Raw genomic sequence first — 15,404 nt, forward strand, 5'->3', positions numbered from 1 at the left:
CTTTTTATACTGTGTGTATAATATTATCTCATTGTAATATAGAGTAATTTACTAGAATATGCAATTCGTCTGCCCATTAGTAAAGAGGAGGCTAGTCAAATAGACCAGCCTCTTCCCTTTAATTTGCAACAATATTAACTAATTTACCTGGAACAGCAATTACTTTACGTACTTGCTTCCCGTCAATTTGTTCTTTTACTTGACTGTCTTCCATCGCAATTTGCTCCAATGCATCTTTATTTGCGTCTGCTGGAACCATTAGCTTTGCTTTTACTTTTCCATTAATCTGAATAACGATTTCCACTTCATCGTCTACCAATTTTGCTTCATCATATGCTGGCCATGCTTCATATGCAATAGATTGGTTAGAGCCAGTAATGATTTGCCATAGTTCTTCTGTCATATGCGGGCAAATTGGAGAAAGTAATTTTACAAAACCTTCTACATATTTCTTCGGAATACTATCCGCTTTATAGCATTCATTGATAAATACCATCATTTGCGAAATAGCTGTATTAAAGCGAAGGGCTTCAAAATCCTCTGTTACTTTTTTAACAGTTTGATGATAAATTTTATCTAACCCCTTCATTTCTTCTATTCCTTGAACCTTAGAAGAAAGCTCACCATTATCATCTACTAGCAATCTCCAAATACGATCAAGGAATCTTCTTGATCCATCAAGACCATTTGTTGACCAAGCGATAGCTGCATCTAATGGACCCATGAACATTTCATATAAACGAAGCGTATCTGCTCCATGGCTAGCTACAATCTCATCAGGATTTACGACATTTCCTTTTGACTTACTCATTTTTTCATTATTTTCCCCTAGGATCATTCCTTGGTTGTATAATTTTTGGAATGGTTCTTTTGTTGGAACAACGCCTATATCATAAAGTACCTTATGCCAGAAACGTGCATATAGAAGATGCAAGACAGCATGTTCGACACCACCAATGTACATATCTACTGGAAGCCATTCTTTTATTTTTTCTGGATCTGCAATTTGCTCGTTATTCTTCGGATCGATATAACGTAAATAATACCAGCTGCTTCCTGCCCATTGTGGCATTGTGTTTGTTTCACGTCTACCCTTTTTACCAGTTACAGGGTCTACAACGTTTACCCATTCTGATATATTCGCTAACGGAGATTCTCCTGTTCCAGATGGCTTTATTTCAGATGTTTCTGGAAGTGTCAATGGTAATTCTTCTTCCGGTACACCAGTCATTGTGCCATCTTCCCAATGGATAATTGGAATTGGCTCACCCCAGTAACGTTGACGGCTAAATAGCCAATCACGAAGTCTGTAAGTGATTTTCTTCGTTCCAATTTCTTTCTCTTCTAACCAGCTAATCATTTTTGTTATCGCTTCTTCTTTATTTAAACCATTTAAGAAAGCAGAGTTTACGTGTTCACCATCACCTGTATAGGCTTCTGCTTCTACATTTCCGCCTGCTACTACTTCTTTAATTGGCAAATCAAATGTTTTTGCGAACTCATAGTCTCTTTCATCATGAGCAGGAACAGCCATAATGCTTCCTGTACCATAGCTTACAAGCACATAATCAGCAATCCAAATTGGCATTTTTTCTCCGTTAGCCGGATTAATGGCATAAGCTCCGGTAAATACACCTGTTTTCTCTTTTGCTAAGTCTGTTCTTTCTAAATCACTCTTACTTTTAACCTTTTCTAAGTAAGCTTCTACAGCCGCTTTTTGCGCTGAAGTTGTAATTTTTTCTACAAGGGCATGCTCTGGAGCAAGTACAGCATAAGTAGCACCAAATAATGTATCAGGTCTTGTTGTAAATACAGTAAAGTTTTCCTCATGATTGTCAATTTGGAAAGTTACTTCGGCTCCTTCAGAACGTCCAATCCAATTACGTTGCATTTCTTTAATGCTTTCTGGCCAATCTACTTCATCTAAATCTTCTAATAGACGATCTGCATATGCTGTTATTCTTAATACCCATTGGCGCATTGGACGTCTTTCAACAGGATGTCCGCCGCGTTCACTCTTTCCATCAATAACTTCTTCGTTTGCTAAAACTGTTCCTAATGCCGGGCACCAGTTAACTGCCACTTCATCAACATAAGCTAAGCCCATTTCATATAGCTTTAGAAAAATCCATTGTGTCCACTTATAATATTCTGGGTCAGTAGTGTTAATTTCACGATCCCAATCATAGGAAAATCCAAGTGATTTTATTTGGCGACGGAATGTATCAATGTTTTTCTGTGTAAATTCTGCTGGATGGTTGCCAGTATCTAATGCATATTGCTCTGCTGGCAAACCGAATGCATCCCACCCCATTGGATGAAGTACATTAAAATCCTGCATTCTCTTCATACGAGATAGGATATCTGTTGCTGTATAACCTTCAGGATGTCCAACATGAAGTCCCGCTCCAGATGGATATGGGAACATATCTAGTGCATAAAACTTTTTCTTGCTTTTTTCTTCACTTGTTTTAAAAGTTTTGTTTTCTTCCCAAAACTTTTGCCATTTTTGTTCTATTTTCTGATGATTAAAGCTCATCTTAAATCCTCCTATAAAGTTGTTTTGACCAAAATAAAAAGCCTCTCATCCCAAATAGGGACGAGAGGCATTATGTATAATCTCCCGCGGTACCACCCACAATTAGTGAATAAATCACTCGCTTCATTATCCTTTAACGCAGGTGTACGGCAAGCATTACTAAAAGTTCACACTTGCAACTCAAAGGCGAGTTCAAGATGTTTTTGACTGACTTGCACCACCCGCCAGCTCTCTATTTTCAAAAAGGCATCTTTACTATTCCTTATCTGTGTTGTTCACTTATATGGTCTTTATTGTATTGTATTTTGATTCATGTTGCAAGTAGTTTTCAGATTAAGAAGGTAACAGGCGATAGCTTATTTCGTTTATTATATGTCTCAACCCATCTAATGTTCCTTTTTCACCATTTCTCTGCCCATTCGGCAACTAAGCGAAGCAACTTTCGATCCTGATTACGACCAGCAATAAAGGAAAGACCAATTGGCGCACCCTCTAGAGTGGCTAATGGCAAATTCGCTTGGGGGAAACCCGTTAAACCGGCAATGCAACATAGCTGAAAGGTTTGACTTCTTTTTACTTCTAATTCTTTCACTGGCAGATTCAAAAGTGGCGCTTTTCCAGGTGCCGTAGGAATAATTAAAATTCCGTCATCTTCAAGCAGTTTTTCCATTCTTTCCTGAATTATACGTCGTTTCTTATTATAATGTGATAAATCCTCGTCATTTAAAGTACTTGCCCATTGAAATCTCTCCGCTATTCCTGGACCAAAAGAAGGGTTTACCTTTTGAATCCATTCTCCATGCTCATGCCAAATTTCTCTTCCTTGTATTTGTCTAAAAACCTCGGCCCACTCCTGTAGCCCATCTTCTGCAATAATAGTAGTGGAATAGCTCGGTACGGAAGTCTCTAATTTTTTCAATAATGGTCTAAAGGCATGTTGAACTTCCTGGTCAGCTAACGCCCACGCATCACTTCCTATCATAAATCGTTTAAAGGAACCATCCTTTTGAGCAGGTAAAAGCACTTTTCCTACTTCATATAAGATTTTTGCATCCTGTGCCATCCATCCAACCGTATCAAAACTTTTCGCAAGTGGAATGACACCATCTATATTAACAGCATCATGTGAAGGACGGAATCCATATATTCCGCAATACGAAGAAGGTATCCTTACTGATCCTCCTGTATCTGTACCCAGTGAGAAATCAGTTAAATCAGCAGCGACTGTCACTGCAGAACCACAAGAAGATCCTCCAGGAATGCGATTGGCATCCTTAGGATTAACAGGAGTCCCATAATGGTAGTTTTCTCCGTTTAAGCTATACATTAATTCATCTGTAATCGTCGTTCCCTTTAGGGTAGCACCGTTATCCAGTAAATTAACAATTGCGGGTGCTGTTTGTTTTGCAGGCTCATGAGTTTGGAGCCAATCTGGATTTCCAGCAGAAGAAGCATAATCTTTAATGGCAAATACATCTTTCACGGCAAACGTTAACCCATCCAAGCTTCCTTTTTTTGTAGCTTCAACTGAAATATTTTCATCTATATATGCACCATAATCACGCATCTTTATAAACTCCTCCCCATCTTTCTATCTTTTTTTTTACACTAAATGATTGACTAGGTTATAGTCCTTTACCTCCCATTTCTTCTCTTTATAATGAATATTGCTAATACATGCATTCGATAAGTAATTTTCAATCATAAGCTGATCTTCGGATACAACAGTTAATAATGTATGTATAACAGCACCATGCGCCACTAATAAAACTTTTTGCTCCGGGAACTGAGAAAGTATTTTTTCAAGACCATTCATGATTCTAGTTATTAAATCCTCTCTCGATTCCTGGTTTGGGTACTGATGGTCTGGATAAAGAATTGCTCTTTCTTCTCTTGTTTTTCCTTCTGCTTCTCCAAAGCTGCGCTCCATAAATTCATTCATTTCTACCACCTTCAGCTTCAAGGCTTCATTAATGATCTTCGCTGTATGCTTTGCCCTTTTGAGAGGACTCGTGACGATGACATCCCAGTCAGAATCATTTAAGTAATCTCGGCATTGCTTTGCCTGCATTATTCCATTGTCATTCAAAGGAATATCTGTCTTCCCTTGAATCTTTCCCCTTACATTCCAATCTGTTTCTCCATGCCTTATTAAACATATCTTTGTCATCTATTTGATCCTTTCCACGTAACCATATGATACGTTTTAGTGTTATTTCTACTTTATTAGAAAATTACTAATTTTTCAAACAAATTAAAGGGTTCCTATTCTAAAAAATTCCCCTTATTTACTAACTAATCCCTCTGTTTACATCTTCTTCTATCTGAAAATTCCGCCTTTGGATAAATGGGTATTATTCTATTGCAGGTTTCCCTAAAAGCATCTACACTTATTTCTGGTATTTAGAAATTTAGTTGCAAAGGAGCATCATTATGCCTCGTTCTCTTTGGCTTTTAGTTATTGGAATGGCTGTAAACGTTACAGGTTCTTCCTTACTCTGGCCTTTAAATAGTATTTACATTCATGAGCATTTAGGAAAAACACTAACGGTTGCAGGTTTTATCCTAATGCTTAATTCTGGAGCAAGCGTTATCGGTAATTTAATCGGAGGCATTCTTTATGATAAATTAGGTGGATATCTTTCTATCTTATTAGGAATATCCTTAACCGCATTCTCTTTATTAGGGCTTACTCTTTTTCATAATTGGGGTGCTTACTGTACCTTCTTCACCTTATCTGGTTTTGGATCAGGAATTATCTATCCAAGCATGTTTGCGATGGCAGGAAATGTTTGGCCAGAAGGAGGAAGAAAAGCCTTCAATAGTATTTATGTTGCCCAAAATGTTGGTGTCGCACTTGGGTCAGCGATTGGCGGATTCATTGCCTCTTATTCATTTCAATTAATCTTTCTATCCAACACTTTAATGTATGGGGTATTTTTCCTTATTGCCTTTTTCAGCTATAAAAACATTCAGGTTAAAAATGATATCCTTCCTTCTTTAAATAATAAAAATTCTAGAAGAAAAGGAAAGCATTTACTAAAAGGAAGCCCTGCTATGTATTCTCTTGGTATTTTAGGATTTGGTTATTTATTATGCTGGATCTGTTATGTCCAATGGCAAGCAACGATATCTACCCATACACAGGAACTAGGTATTCCCTTAACACAATATAGTTTATTATGGGCTGTAAATGGCGGGCTTATCGTTTTTGGTCAACCACTTATTTCTTTTTTCACTAAAAAAGTTTGCACATCCATCAAGAAACAAATGCTTATTGGGATTGCAATTTTTATCGTTTCCTTCCTAATTGTTGGAAAAGCAGAAATCTTTAGCGGTTTTCTTGCAGCAATGATTATTCTAACAATTGGAGAAATGCTGATTTGGCCAGCGGTCCCAACCATCGCTGACAAGCTAGCTCCTAAAGGGAAAGAAGGCTTTTTCCAAGGGATTGTAAACAGTACTGCTACAGGGGGAAGAATGATTGGACCGCTTCTTGGAGGAATGCTTGTGGATAGTAGTGGAATGACATTCCTTGTACCTGTTTTAGTGGTCTTACTGGTTATTAGCTTAATTACTGCCTTTTTCTATGATTATCCAACAAAGGAAGCTGCTAAATTAGCTCCTAAGACGAATTAACATTTAAATGTCCCAACTGTCTCATGCAGTTGGGACATTCTTTTTTTATAGCTATTCTTGTCTTGTTTTCGATTTAGCTGGTTGTCCACCAGATTGCTCATATTTCTTTTTCGCTGCTTTTACTAGATCGACATCTTTCCCCAACTCTAAATCCTGATTATTTATCCCATTGCGCGTTTTTTGCTCAGGGTTATTTTTCTTTGAACGTTTATCCATTATGATGCCTCCTTAATGCAATCCTAATGTCAATTGATTTTGCATTTGTTCGACAAGCAATCTCATGCGATGCAGCTCTTCTCTTTGCTGTTGATTGGCACTGTGGTCCATCGTATGCAAATCATTATAAATTTCTTCTAACTGCATTTGTGCATCTGAATACTCATTTGTATTGTAATGCTCTTGACGACTTGCTGTTTCATATTGCTGTTCTGCATAATTGATTACTTGATTGCATCGTTCTAATAAATCATTCATGGATTGACGAGTAGCCAAATGATAACCCTCCCAACAATCTATACAATTAGAAGCAGCTTTGCTTCCTTCCATAGTATTTGTTTATTAAGCTCATCCTATTACTTCCTTTTCTTAACTGATGATGAAATTCTGTTGGATTAAGACTAGAGACATGTTAAAATTCATAGGTGGAAATTATGGAAATCATAAAAATAAATAAATCTAAATTGCTTAGGAGGTTACTGATATGAATCAGAATAACCCATTCCCATATGCTTCAGATAATAAAAGATACCATACTTGGAATTATCATCTTCGTAACGAATTTGGACACAAAGTTTTCAAAATTGCATTAGATGGAGGATTTGATTGCCCAAATCGAGATGGAACAGTAGCTCACGGAGGATGTACTTTTTGCAGTGCTGCTGGTTCTGGAGATTTTGCCGGCAATCGCGCCGACAGCCTTGAGAAACAATTTCATGATATAAAAAACAAGATGCATACGAAATGGAAAGACGGAAAATATATGGCCTACTTCCAAGCCTACACGAATACACATGCACCAGTGGACGTACTCCGAGAAAAATACGAAGTCGTTTTAAAGCAAGAAAACGTTGTTGGACTTTCTATTGCAACTCGTCCAGACTGCTTGCCTGATGACGTTGTTGAGTATCTTGCAGAGCTGAACAATCGTACTTATTTATGGGTAGAATTAGGATTACAAACTGTTCATGAAAAAACAGCAACACTTATTAATCGCGCCCATGATTTTCAGACCTATGTAGAAGGAGTTAATAAACTAAGAAAGCATAATATTCGTATCTGCTCCCATATCATTAATGGACTACCAATGGAAACAAATGAAATGATGATGGAAACCGCCAAAAGTGTTAGTGAACTTGATGTACAAGGAATAAAAATCCACTTGCTTCATTTACTTAAAGGAACACCAATGGTGAAGCAATACGAAAAAGGAATGCTTGAATTTTTAGCACTTGATCAATATATATCATTGGTTTGTGACCAATTAGAAATATTACCACCAGAAATGATTATTCACCGCATTACTGGTGATGGACCAATTGAGTTGATGGTTGGACCCATGTGGAGTGTTAATAAATGGGAAGTATTAAATAAAATTGATGCAGAATTAAAAAGCAGAAATAGTTGGCAAGGAAAGTTTTATCAGGCAAATAAGAAGGTGACACAATGAAGCTTGAAAGAGTTATTCCTTTTGCACATCAATTATTGGAGAAAGCTGTTTCTAAAGGCGACATCGCTATCGACGCTACAATGGGAAATGGGCATGATACGGTCTTCCTTGCAAACCTTGTAGGCGATAAAGGAAAAGTTTATAGCTTTGATATTCAAAAAGATGCTTTACTAGCGACAAAGGACAAGCTAACTAGTCTAGAGTTGGAAGCAGCTGCTTCTCTTCATTTGTGCGGACATGAGCATATAATGGAAGTTGTTCCTTCTATGTATCATGGTAAAGTCTCAGGTGCTATTTTTAATCTAGGCTATTTGCCTGGAGGGGATAAGTCGATTGTAACGAAGGCTGAAACAACTATTGCAGCAATCGAACAATTACTACAAATCCTGTCTGAAGAAGGAATTATTGTATTAGTCATTTATCACGGCCATCCTGAAGGTGCTATTGAACGAGATAAGCTTATTGCCTATGTTGAAAATATTAATCAACAGGAAGCCCATGTACTTCGCTATCAGTTTATAAATGGAATAAATAATCCTCCTTTTATTATCGCTATTGAAAAAAAATAAAGTGGAATTTTATTTAAATTCTAATCAGGGCTGGGTGTTAACCCTTGCCCTGTATTTTTTGCTTTGGATCATATAAGTACGTTTTTGGATCATATATTACGTTTTTGAATCATATATTCCGAATTTGAAGCATTCATTGAAAAAATTTGGGATAAAAGCAAAAAAATTAGACAAACTCCTCTTATTAAGAAGTTTGTCTAACAATCTAATCAAATTTATTTACTAAATGCTCTTAATGCAATGGCAGGAACTACTTTTTGAAATTTTCTATAGGCTCTTCCGTTCAAATAGAAAAAATAGCCAATTGGTCCAGAGGTTCTTATCATATTTTTTGCAAGTTTTCGGATATTTCGCTGTTTATAAACCTTCTCATCTGATAAATAAACACCTAATAAACCTCTATTAATCAATTTATGAAATTTTTGATGTGGTAATTTATTAGTGTGCCGATCTGCCTCTGTTACAAAATGCTTTAACCGACTAAATAATTCTTCATCATTTTTATAATAAAAGCAGAAGTTTAAGTCCCCTCCTATTTTATCTTCCTCTTGATCAATAAAATAGTCTAACAGTATATGAAGCCCTTGAATGTATGGAAAATATCCATCTCTAATTAAAGCTGCATATGAATGATCAAAGTCATCACGAAATGCATAAGAAACTAAGCAAAAAATACCTAAAGTAGAACCAGAGCAAGCAGAAAATTCATACCACTCCATTTTTGGCACATGATTCTTATTTTTCTCAAACCAAAACTTTAATCTCGGAATTCGCTCTTCCATAATCACATGTTTATGTATTTGTAAATCACAGTAATATCGGCATAATTCAAGTAGCTGTTCTTTAATACTCCCGTAATGCTGCAGCTCAGTCAGTGTATCCCTGCATGTTTTGGCTAGATCATATAAATAGCCTCCATCATCTTGGTCTTCTCGATAACGATAGTAGTTACTCGGTTCAGCGCCTACTGTTAAGGCATGTTCCATCGATTCATGCAAAGCTGAAAAATCATTCGGATCAAGTGAGGTGCTTCGGTCACAGAGATTATCTAAATAATCACTTATTGTTTGGTAAGCAACAATAAATTTAATTACTTCTTTGTATTTACTCATAGCTATAAGCGCCATGATGGCCCCACCTTCACAATGAAAGGTTTTATGCTCAATACTAGCTAATGCTTGCTTCCTTAATTCTAGATTAGGAATATTCCTTGCTCTTTGTGTCCAATAATTTAATTCCTGATGGACCACTGGAAAAACCTTTAAGTAAACCTTAGACATTAATGTTAATGGCATCTTTGGAACTGACATATAAAAAACCTCGCTTATACGATATAACCAATTGCTTTCAATTGACTATTGATAAAATCCTTCGTGTATTCAAACACTTCTTCTCTATCTGGTTCATTAAATATTTCATGATAATACTCTAGCCATTCCTTATATCGCTTTTCAGATAATGGTACCATATTGAACCATGTTTTTACCATTTTTTTATCTACAACTAAATCGCCGCCTCCTTGCATAACCAGTAGAGGCATATCCTGTGTTTTTGCTATATCTTCAAAAGCTTGCTTTGTTGCAACAATCAATTCTCGGTACCATCTGACTGACACTTTTGTAATGTATAAAGTATCATTTGAATCAATTTCCCTAACATCTGCATTGCGAGTTGCCATATCAATCGTTAAGCCAGAATTAATTCTAAGCTTTGGAACCACTTTATTTAAGAGAAGAGACGCCACACTCATAAATTTATTAGGATATTTTATTAATCCTAAACAAGGGGAAGATAAAATCAGCCCAGCTATTTTTAATTTTTCCTGTTGGAGTAATCTAATAGAGGCAAGGCCTCCCATACTATGACCCAATAAAAAAATAGGCAGATCAAATTGATATGCTGCTTGAATCCAATCTTTAATTTCTATTGTATATTCATCAAAAGAGTCAATATGCCCTCTATCCGATCTCGTTGTCATTCCCTGTCCAGGAAGATCTCCCATTACAACATGAAAACCAGCTAACCGAAACATTTCGATAAGCCACCCATATCTTCCATGGTGCTCCATCGCTCCATGAACAATAACAATGACAGCCTTCGCGTTTCCCTCAGCTTCCCATTTCCACATAAAAGCTCCCCCATCCCATCCAAAATCAATATTAATTTACATTATTTTTAAACAAAACATAATTATTAAGGAAAAATAAAGATTTGTTTTATAAATTAACCATTAAAGAGTGAAACCATGTAGAAGAAGTACAGCATTATTATTATTTTCCAAAGTTACTTTAATTATAGCAAATATATTGGAAATGTAACTATATTAAGCAATCAAACGTCGATGCTCCAATAAATCATGGTATACTGGGAAGAGGTTTTATTTGTCGAATATTAGGGAAAGGGAATCATGTATGATGATCTTTTAAAGAAGTATACAACTAAGAATATAAAAATTTTGTTATAACTATTCCTTTCTTTTTCTAAAGGTACTTTTTCTTTAAACCGATATAATTAAATAAAGATAGTAATTAGGTGAGAATAAAATGAATTCAAATACATTAATAGTCATATCTTTAATTACATTATTTTTCTTATTATATTTATTGGTAAGAAAAAAATTAAACACATTAGCTAAAAGCATCTATTTGTTTACGATATTCGCCATGATTGCTATTAGTTTTTTGCTTATTAATAGAAATGACATTCCAGCAATGGTCTATGCAAAAGAAGTTGCTACACAGAACACGCGTAAAGCTCTCTTATCAACAAAAGAGGAAACTGATTTATTAAAGGAATCCGTTTTATTGGATGCTCCTATTGTTAATCAATTACCAGAGCTCCCAAGAGGCTGTGAAGTAACAAGCCTTGCGATGCTTCTTCAATATGCTGATGTCGATGTTGATAAAATGACACTAGCAAAGGAGATTAAAAAAGATAGTACACCATATGTTAGAGAAAATAGCACAATCTATTACGGAAATCCTAATGACGGATTTATTGGAGATATGTACTCCTTAAATGGTCCTGGATTAGGCGTATATCATAAACCGATAGCTGCATTAGCTGAGCAATATTTACCTGGTTCCATCGTCGATTTTACTGGATCTGATTTTAAAGAAATAAAAAAGCATCTATCCAGCAATCATCCGGTGTTGGTAATTACTAATTCAACATTTAAGAAATTACCAGAAAGTGAATTTCGTACATGGCATACTCCAAGTGGAACAGTAAAGATTACGTATTCTGAGCATTCTGTATTAATTACAGGATATGATGAAAAGTATATTTACTTTAATGATCCCCTTACTGAAGAAAAAAATAAAAAAGCACCCATAACGGATTTTGAAGAATCCTGGGTGCAAATGGGTAGTCAAGCAATTACGATTAATTCTTAATTGCTACCTTTCCCTCTTTTAAATATTCCTTTTCGAAGGAATATTTTTTTTCGATATAAATGCTGTGCCATACCATGAACATTAGAACTGTCCAAATTTTACGGCTATTATCCGCTTTTCCTTGACAATGGTCTTCTAATAATTGGAGAACAACCGATTTATTTAATAAGTGATCTGTATCGCTCTCTTTAATAATATTTTTCGCCCATTCATTCATTTCATTCTTTAACCAATGGCGAATCGGAACAGGAAAGCCTAGCTTTTTGCGATTTAACACATGCTCCGGTACAAATGATTCGGCTGCTTTTCGTAAAATATATTTTGTTGTACCATCTGCTGTTTTTAATGAGGTCGGAATTTTAGATGCTACTTTAAAGACCTCTTTATCTAAGAACGGCACACGTAATTCTAATGAATGAGCCATCGTCATTTTATCTGCTTTTAGTAAAATATCTCCTCGCATCCAAGTATGAATGTCAATGAATTGCATACGATCCACAGGATCATATCCAAGACTTTCTTCATATAGAGGCTTGGTAATATCTCTATAATGTAAACCTTTATTATAGACAGAAAGTAATTTTTCCTTTTCTAACTCAGAGAACATTTTCGCGTTGCCAATATATCTTTCTTCCATGGGAGTGACTCCACGCTCAATAAAACTTTTTCCTTTCACGCCTTCTGGAAGAATATTTGCTACAGCTCGTAACAATTTTTTCCCGACATTCGGAATTTTATTAAACACTTCTAAAGATTGTGGTTCGCGATAAATATTATATCCTCCAAATAATTCATCTGCACCTTCCCCAGACAGGACAACCGTTACATGCTTTCTTGCTTCACGTGCAACAAAATATAAAGGTACACAAGCTGGATCTGCTAAAGGATCATCCATATGCCACATAATTCGCGGAATCTCGTTCATATACTCCTGTGGAGAAATTATATAACTAATATTTTCTAGTCCTAATTTATCAGCTGTCTCTTTTGCTACATCTATTTCACTAAATCCATTATGCTCAAAGCCAACAGAAAAAGTTTTTATGCTAGGATGGAATTCCTTTGCAATACTTGCAATAATAGATGAATCAATTCCACCTGACAGGAAGGATCCAACAGGAACATCACTTCTCATATGCATTTTCACACTATCGAACAGCACATCTTTAATTTCTTTTGTAAACTCGTTCTCTTGTTTGACAACCGGCTTAAAGGATGCTCTCCAATAACGTTTAATTTCCATTGGTTCACCAATTTTTTTCGTGAAATAATGACCTGGTTCTAGCTTTTTAATTCCCTCTGACATCGTATAAGGTTCAGGGACAAATTGATAGGTTAAGTAATGCTGCAAGGAACTGTAATTGATAACATCACTTTCTAATGCTAATGTAATACTTTTCTTCTCAGAAGCAAAGTATGTTTTTTCCCCATCTTCTAAATAGAAGAAAGGTTTAATTCCAAACGGATCGCGTGCTCCATATAATGTCTCTTCTTGCTTATCCCATATAATGAAAGAGAACATACCACGAAGCTTTTCTACCGCTTTTTCCTTTTCATGACTATATAGGGCGATAATTACTTCAGTATCTGAATTTGTTTGGAAGGTTAAGCCTGCATTTACTAGCTCTTCTCTAATTTCTAAATAGTTATAAACTTCCCCATTAAAGATTATCCAATAGCGTTCATTTTCATATGTTAAAGGCTGATGCCCACTTTCAATGTCTATGATACTTAATCGACGAAAACCAAACTGAATATGGCTATCGTAAAAATATCCTTCATCATCAGGACCTCTATGTGTTATAACACGATTCATTCCTGCAAATAATTCTTTTTGTTCTTCTTGAAAGTTTTGTGCTTTTTCATGTACACAGCCAACAAAACCACACATATTGCTCTCACCTTCTCCATTTCTTTTCCTACATATATTAGGACATTCATAACCGTTTTTTATTATTCTAATAGTAGAACCACAATTAAAATTTTAATATACCTCTAAAAAGAAAATATGTTAATAGGTAATAAGGTTTATAAAATCCTCACTTAGTTTTCTATTGTAGCATAAATAGTATAAAATTTATAATTAGCTTTTATCATTTCTCCTCTATATTTTTCATAGCAACGGGAAAAACAAGATCGTTAAGTGTAAGAGGGATGGAAACGACTTAAGCCTTACTAGCAAATACATAAACGGATTTTTCAGTCAATGATACCAGTAGTCCATCACCAAGTATTAGACGAAAAAAAAGAAAAGAAGTTACACTTTCATGCAACTTCTTTTCTTTTTGATTTCCTTTATTTCAGTCTATCAATAAAAGATTTTTTATGCTTCTACTGCATTTTTTATTAACTCTGCTCTATCGGTACGTTCCCATGGTAAATCAATATCAGTACGCCCAAAATGCCCATAAGCAGCTGTTTGTCTGTAAATTGGTCTACGAAGGTCAAGCATCTTAATAATTCCAGCTGGACGAAGATCAAAGTTTTCACGCACTGCGTCTACTAGTTTATCTTCCGAAACAATTCCTGTTCCAAATGTATCAACAGAAATAGATACTGGCTGCGCTACTCCAATTGCATAAGCTAATTGTACTTCTACTTTATCAGCTAATCCTGCCGCTACAATATTTTTTGCCACATAACGTGCTGCATAGGCCGCTGAGCGATCCACTTTTGTTGGATCCTTACCAGAAAACGCTCCACCGCCATGTCGAGCATATCCACCATATGTATCAACGATGATTTTACGACCAGTTAATCCAGCATCTCCTTGTGGTCCGCCAATAACAAAGCGTCCTGTTGGATTGATGAAATACTTTGTATTTTCATCGATTAATTCAGCTGGTACAACAGGTTTGATCACATATTCTTTAATATTACGTTGAATTTGCTCTAATGTTACCTCTGGGTGATGCTGTGTGCTTATTACGATTGTATCAATACGAACTGGCTGATTATTTTCATCGTATTCGACTGTTACTTGTGTTTTTCCATCTGGACGCAAGTATGGTAAGATTTCTTCTTTTCTTACCTCTGCTAGTCTTCTTGATAGTTTATGTGCTAATGAAATCGGTAATGGCATTAATTCCTTTGTTTCATTACATGCAAATCCGAACATTAATCCTTGATCTCCAGCACCAGTTGCTTCTATTTCCTCATCCGTCATCTTACCTTCACGAGCTTCTAGAGCTTGGTCTACCCCTAATGCAATATCAGCGGATTGCTCGTCAATTGAAGTTAAGACTGCACTAGTTTCTGCATCAAATCCATATTTCGCACGTGTATAACCTATTTCTTTAATTGTTTCACGGACAATTTTCGGAATATCCACATATGTAGAAGTCGTTATTTCACCTGCAACTAGAACTAATCCTGTTGTTACAGATGTTTCAGCAGCAACTCTTGCATTAGCATCTTTAGCTAATATAGCGTCCAAAATAGCATCTGAAATTTGATCACAAATTTTATCTGGATGACCTTCAGTTACCGATTCAGAAGTAAACAAGCGACGTTTTGTTGACATCTGATTTCCTCCTTATTTTAGAATAAAGTAGAGCGAGGCCTATTTCCTGCACTCCTTAACCTTATCTTGATAC

13 protein-coding genes and 1 other annotated feature are annotated in these 15,404 nt (G+C 35.8%); of the genes, 4 read left to right on the plus strand and 9 right to left on the minus strand.

The window, feature by feature from the left end; genetic code table 11:
• Positions 1 to 118 precede the first annotated feature (118 nt).
• The 3 genes from leuS to AB3U99_RS17630 all read right to left on the minus strand — a co-directional run bounded on the left by leuS (position 119) and on the right by AB3U99_RS17630 (position 4,709).
• Positions 119 to 2,539 (minus strand): leucine--tRNA ligase, encoded by a 2,421-nt coding sequence (gene leuS / locus AB3U99_RS17620; RefSeq protein ID WP_400242865.1) that lies wholly within the window; start codon positions 2,537 to 2,539, stop codon positions 119 to 121.
• Between the two features lie 53 nt (positions 2,540 to 2,592).
• Positions 2,593 to 2,817: a binding site (T-box leader), on the minus strand.
• Positions 2,818 to 2,939: 122 nt separating this feature from the next.
• On the minus strand, positions 2,940 to 4,106 hold the full coding sequence (locus AB3U99_RS17625) for an amidase (protein WP_400242867.1): 1,167 nt from the start codon (positions 4,104 to 4,106) through the stop codon (positions 2,940 to 2,942).
• A 36-nt stretch (positions 4,107 to 4,142) separates the two neighbouring features.
• Positions 4,143 to 4,709: a histidine phosphatase family protein gene (locus AB3U99_RS17630; RefSeq protein WP_400242869.1), complete on the minus strand. Its 567-nt coding sequence runs from the start codon at positions 4,707 to 4,709 to the stop codon at positions 4,143 to 4,145.
• A 263-nt stretch (positions 4,710 to 4,972) separates the two neighbouring features.
• Between AB3U99_RS17630 and AB3U99_RS17635 the strand changes: the two genes are divergently transcribed.
• On the plus strand, positions 4,973 to 6,178 hold the full coding sequence (locus tag AB3U99_RS17635) for an MDR family MFS transporter (protein ID WP_400242870.1): 1,206 nt from the start codon (positions 4,973 to 4,975) through the stop codon (positions 6,176 to 6,178).
• Between the two features lie 51 nt (positions 6,179 to 6,229).
• Here the strand turns inward: AB3U99_RS17635 and AB3U99_RS17640 are convergent, their stop codons facing one another.
• Positions 6,230 to 6,394: a hypothetical protein gene (locus AB3U99_RS17640; RefSeq protein ID WP_031540488.1), complete on the minus strand. Its 165-nt coding sequence runs from the start codon at positions 6,392 to 6,394 to the stop codon at positions 6,230 to 6,232.
• A 12-nt stretch (positions 6,395 to 6,406) separates the two neighbouring features.
• Positions 6,407 to 6,670 (minus strand): YtzC family protein, encoded by a 264-nt coding sequence (locus AB3U99_RS17645; RefSeq protein ID WP_400242871.1) that lies wholly within the window; start codon positions 6,668 to 6,670, stop codon positions 6,407 to 6,409.
• A gap of 208 nt (positions 6,671 to 6,878) precedes the next feature.
• On the opposite strand from AB3U99_RS17645, the gene AB3U99_RS17650 reads away from it, so the two are divergent.
• A complete protein-coding gene (locus tag AB3U99_RS17650) occupies positions 6,879 to 7,844 on the plus strand; it encodes a TIGR01212 family radical SAM protein (RefSeq protein ID WP_400242873.1) in 966 nt (321 codons plus the stop codon).
• A complete protein-coding gene (locus tag AB3U99_RS17655; protein ID WP_400242875.1) occupies positions 7,841 to 8,413 on the plus strand; it encodes a class I SAM-dependent methyltransferase in 573 nt (190 codons plus the stop codon). Before AB3U99_RS17650 ends, AB3U99_RS17655 begins: the two co-directional genes overlap by 4 nt.
• A gap of 215 nt (positions 8,414 to 8,628) precedes the next feature.
• Here the strand turns inward: AB3U99_RS17655 and AB3U99_RS17660 are convergent, their stop codons facing one another.
• Entirely contained in the window at positions 8,629 to 9,723 is a 1,095-nt protein-coding gene (locus AB3U99_RS17660) for a tetraprenyl-beta-curcumene synthase family protein (protein WP_400242876.1), read from the minus strand.
• 14 nt (positions 9,724 to 9,737) lie between these two features.
• Positions 9,738 to 10,541, minus strand: coding sequence for a lysophospholipase (locus AB3U99_RS17665; protein ID WP_400242878.1), 804 nt, complete (start codon positions 10,539 to 10,541; stop codon positions 9,738 to 9,740).
• Between the two features lie 415 nt (positions 10,542 to 10,956).
• Between AB3U99_RS17665 and AB3U99_RS17670 the strand changes: the two genes are divergently transcribed.
• Positions 10,957 to 11,808, plus strand: coding sequence for a C39 family peptidase (locus AB3U99_RS17670; RefSeq protein ID WP_400242880.1), 852 nt, complete (start codon positions 10,957 to 10,959; stop codon positions 11,806 to 11,808).
• On the opposite strand, the gene asnB is transcribed toward AB3U99_RS17670, so the two are convergent.
• Positions 11,798 to 13,699 carry an asparagine synthase (glutamine-hydrolyzing) gene (gene asnB, locus AB3U99_RS17675; RefSeq protein ID WP_400242882.1) on the minus strand — a complete coding sequence of 634 codons (1,902 nt, stop codon included), beginning with the start codon at positions 13,697 to 13,699 and terminating at the stop codon, positions 11,798 to 11,800. The two genes, AB3U99_RS17670 and asnB, sit on opposite strands and share 11 nt — an antisense overlap.
• 432 nt (positions 13,700 to 14,131) lie before the next feature.
• The gene (gene metK / locus AB3U99_RS17680) at positions 14,132 to 15,331 is read right to left on the minus strand and encodes a methionine adenosyltransferase (RefSeq protein WP_400242883.1); all 1,200 of its coding nucleotides are present in this window, start codon (positions 15,329 to 15,331) and stop codon (positions 14,132 to 14,134) included.
• Positions 15,332 to 15,404: the final 73 nt, after the last annotated feature.

This window comes from Niallia tiangongensis, from assembly GCF_044704065.1.
GTDB lineage: Bacteria > Bacillota > Bacilli > Bacillales > Cytobacillaceae > Niallia > Niallia tiangongensis.

What these genes read in the sequence shown, in the direction of transcription:
- leuS (WP_400242865.1), bottom strand. Translation starts at nt 2,539, where the DNA reads ATGAGCTTTAATCATCAGAAAATAGAACAAAAATGGCAAAAGTTTTGG.
- AB3U99_RS17625 (WP_400242867.1), bottom strand. Translation starts at nt 4,106, where the DNA reads ATGCGTGATTATGGTGCATATATAGATGAAAATATTTCAGTTGAAGCT.
- AB3U99_RS17630 (WP_400242869.1), bottom strand. Translation starts at nt 4,709, where the DNA reads ATGACAAAGATATGTTTAATAAGGCATGGAGAAACAGATTGGAATGTA.
- AB3U99_RS17635 (WP_400242870.1), top strand. Translation starts at nt 4,973, where the DNA reads ATGCCTCGTTCTCTTTGGCTTTTAGTTATTGGAATGGCTGTAAACGTT.
- AB3U99_RS17640 (WP_031540488.1), bottom strand. Translation starts at nt 6,394, where the DNA reads ATGGATAAACGTTCAAAGAAAAATAACCCTGAGCAAAAAACGCGCAAT.
- AB3U99_RS17650 (WP_400242873.1), top strand. Translation starts at nt 6,879, where the DNA reads ATGAATCAGAATAACCCATTCCCATATGCTTCAGATAATAAAAGATAC.
- AB3U99_RS17655 (WP_400242875.1), top strand. Translation starts at nt 7,841, where the DNA reads ATGAAGCTTGAAAGAGTTATTCCTTTTGCACATCAATTATTGGAGAAA.
- AB3U99_RS17660 (WP_400242876.1), bottom strand. Translation starts at nt 9,723, where the DNA reads ATGTCAGTTCCAAAGATGCCATTAACATTAATGTCTAAGGTTTACTTA.
- AB3U99_RS17665 (WP_400242878.1), bottom strand. Translation starts at nt 10,541, where the DNA reads ATGTGGAAATGGGAAGCTGAGGGAAACGCGAAGGCTGTCATTGTTATT.
- AB3U99_RS17670 (WP_400242880.1), top strand. Translation starts at nt 10,957, where the DNA reads ATGAATTCAAATACATTAATAGTCATATCTTTAATTACATTATTTTTC.
- asnB (WP_400242882.1), bottom strand. Translation starts at nt 13,699, where the DNA reads ATGTGTGGTTTTGTTGGCTGTGTACATGAAAAAGCACAAAACTTTCAA.
- metK (WP_400242883.1), bottom strand. Translation starts at nt 15,331, where the DNA reads ATGTCAACAAAACGTCGCTTGTTTACTTCTGAATCGGTAACTGAAGGT.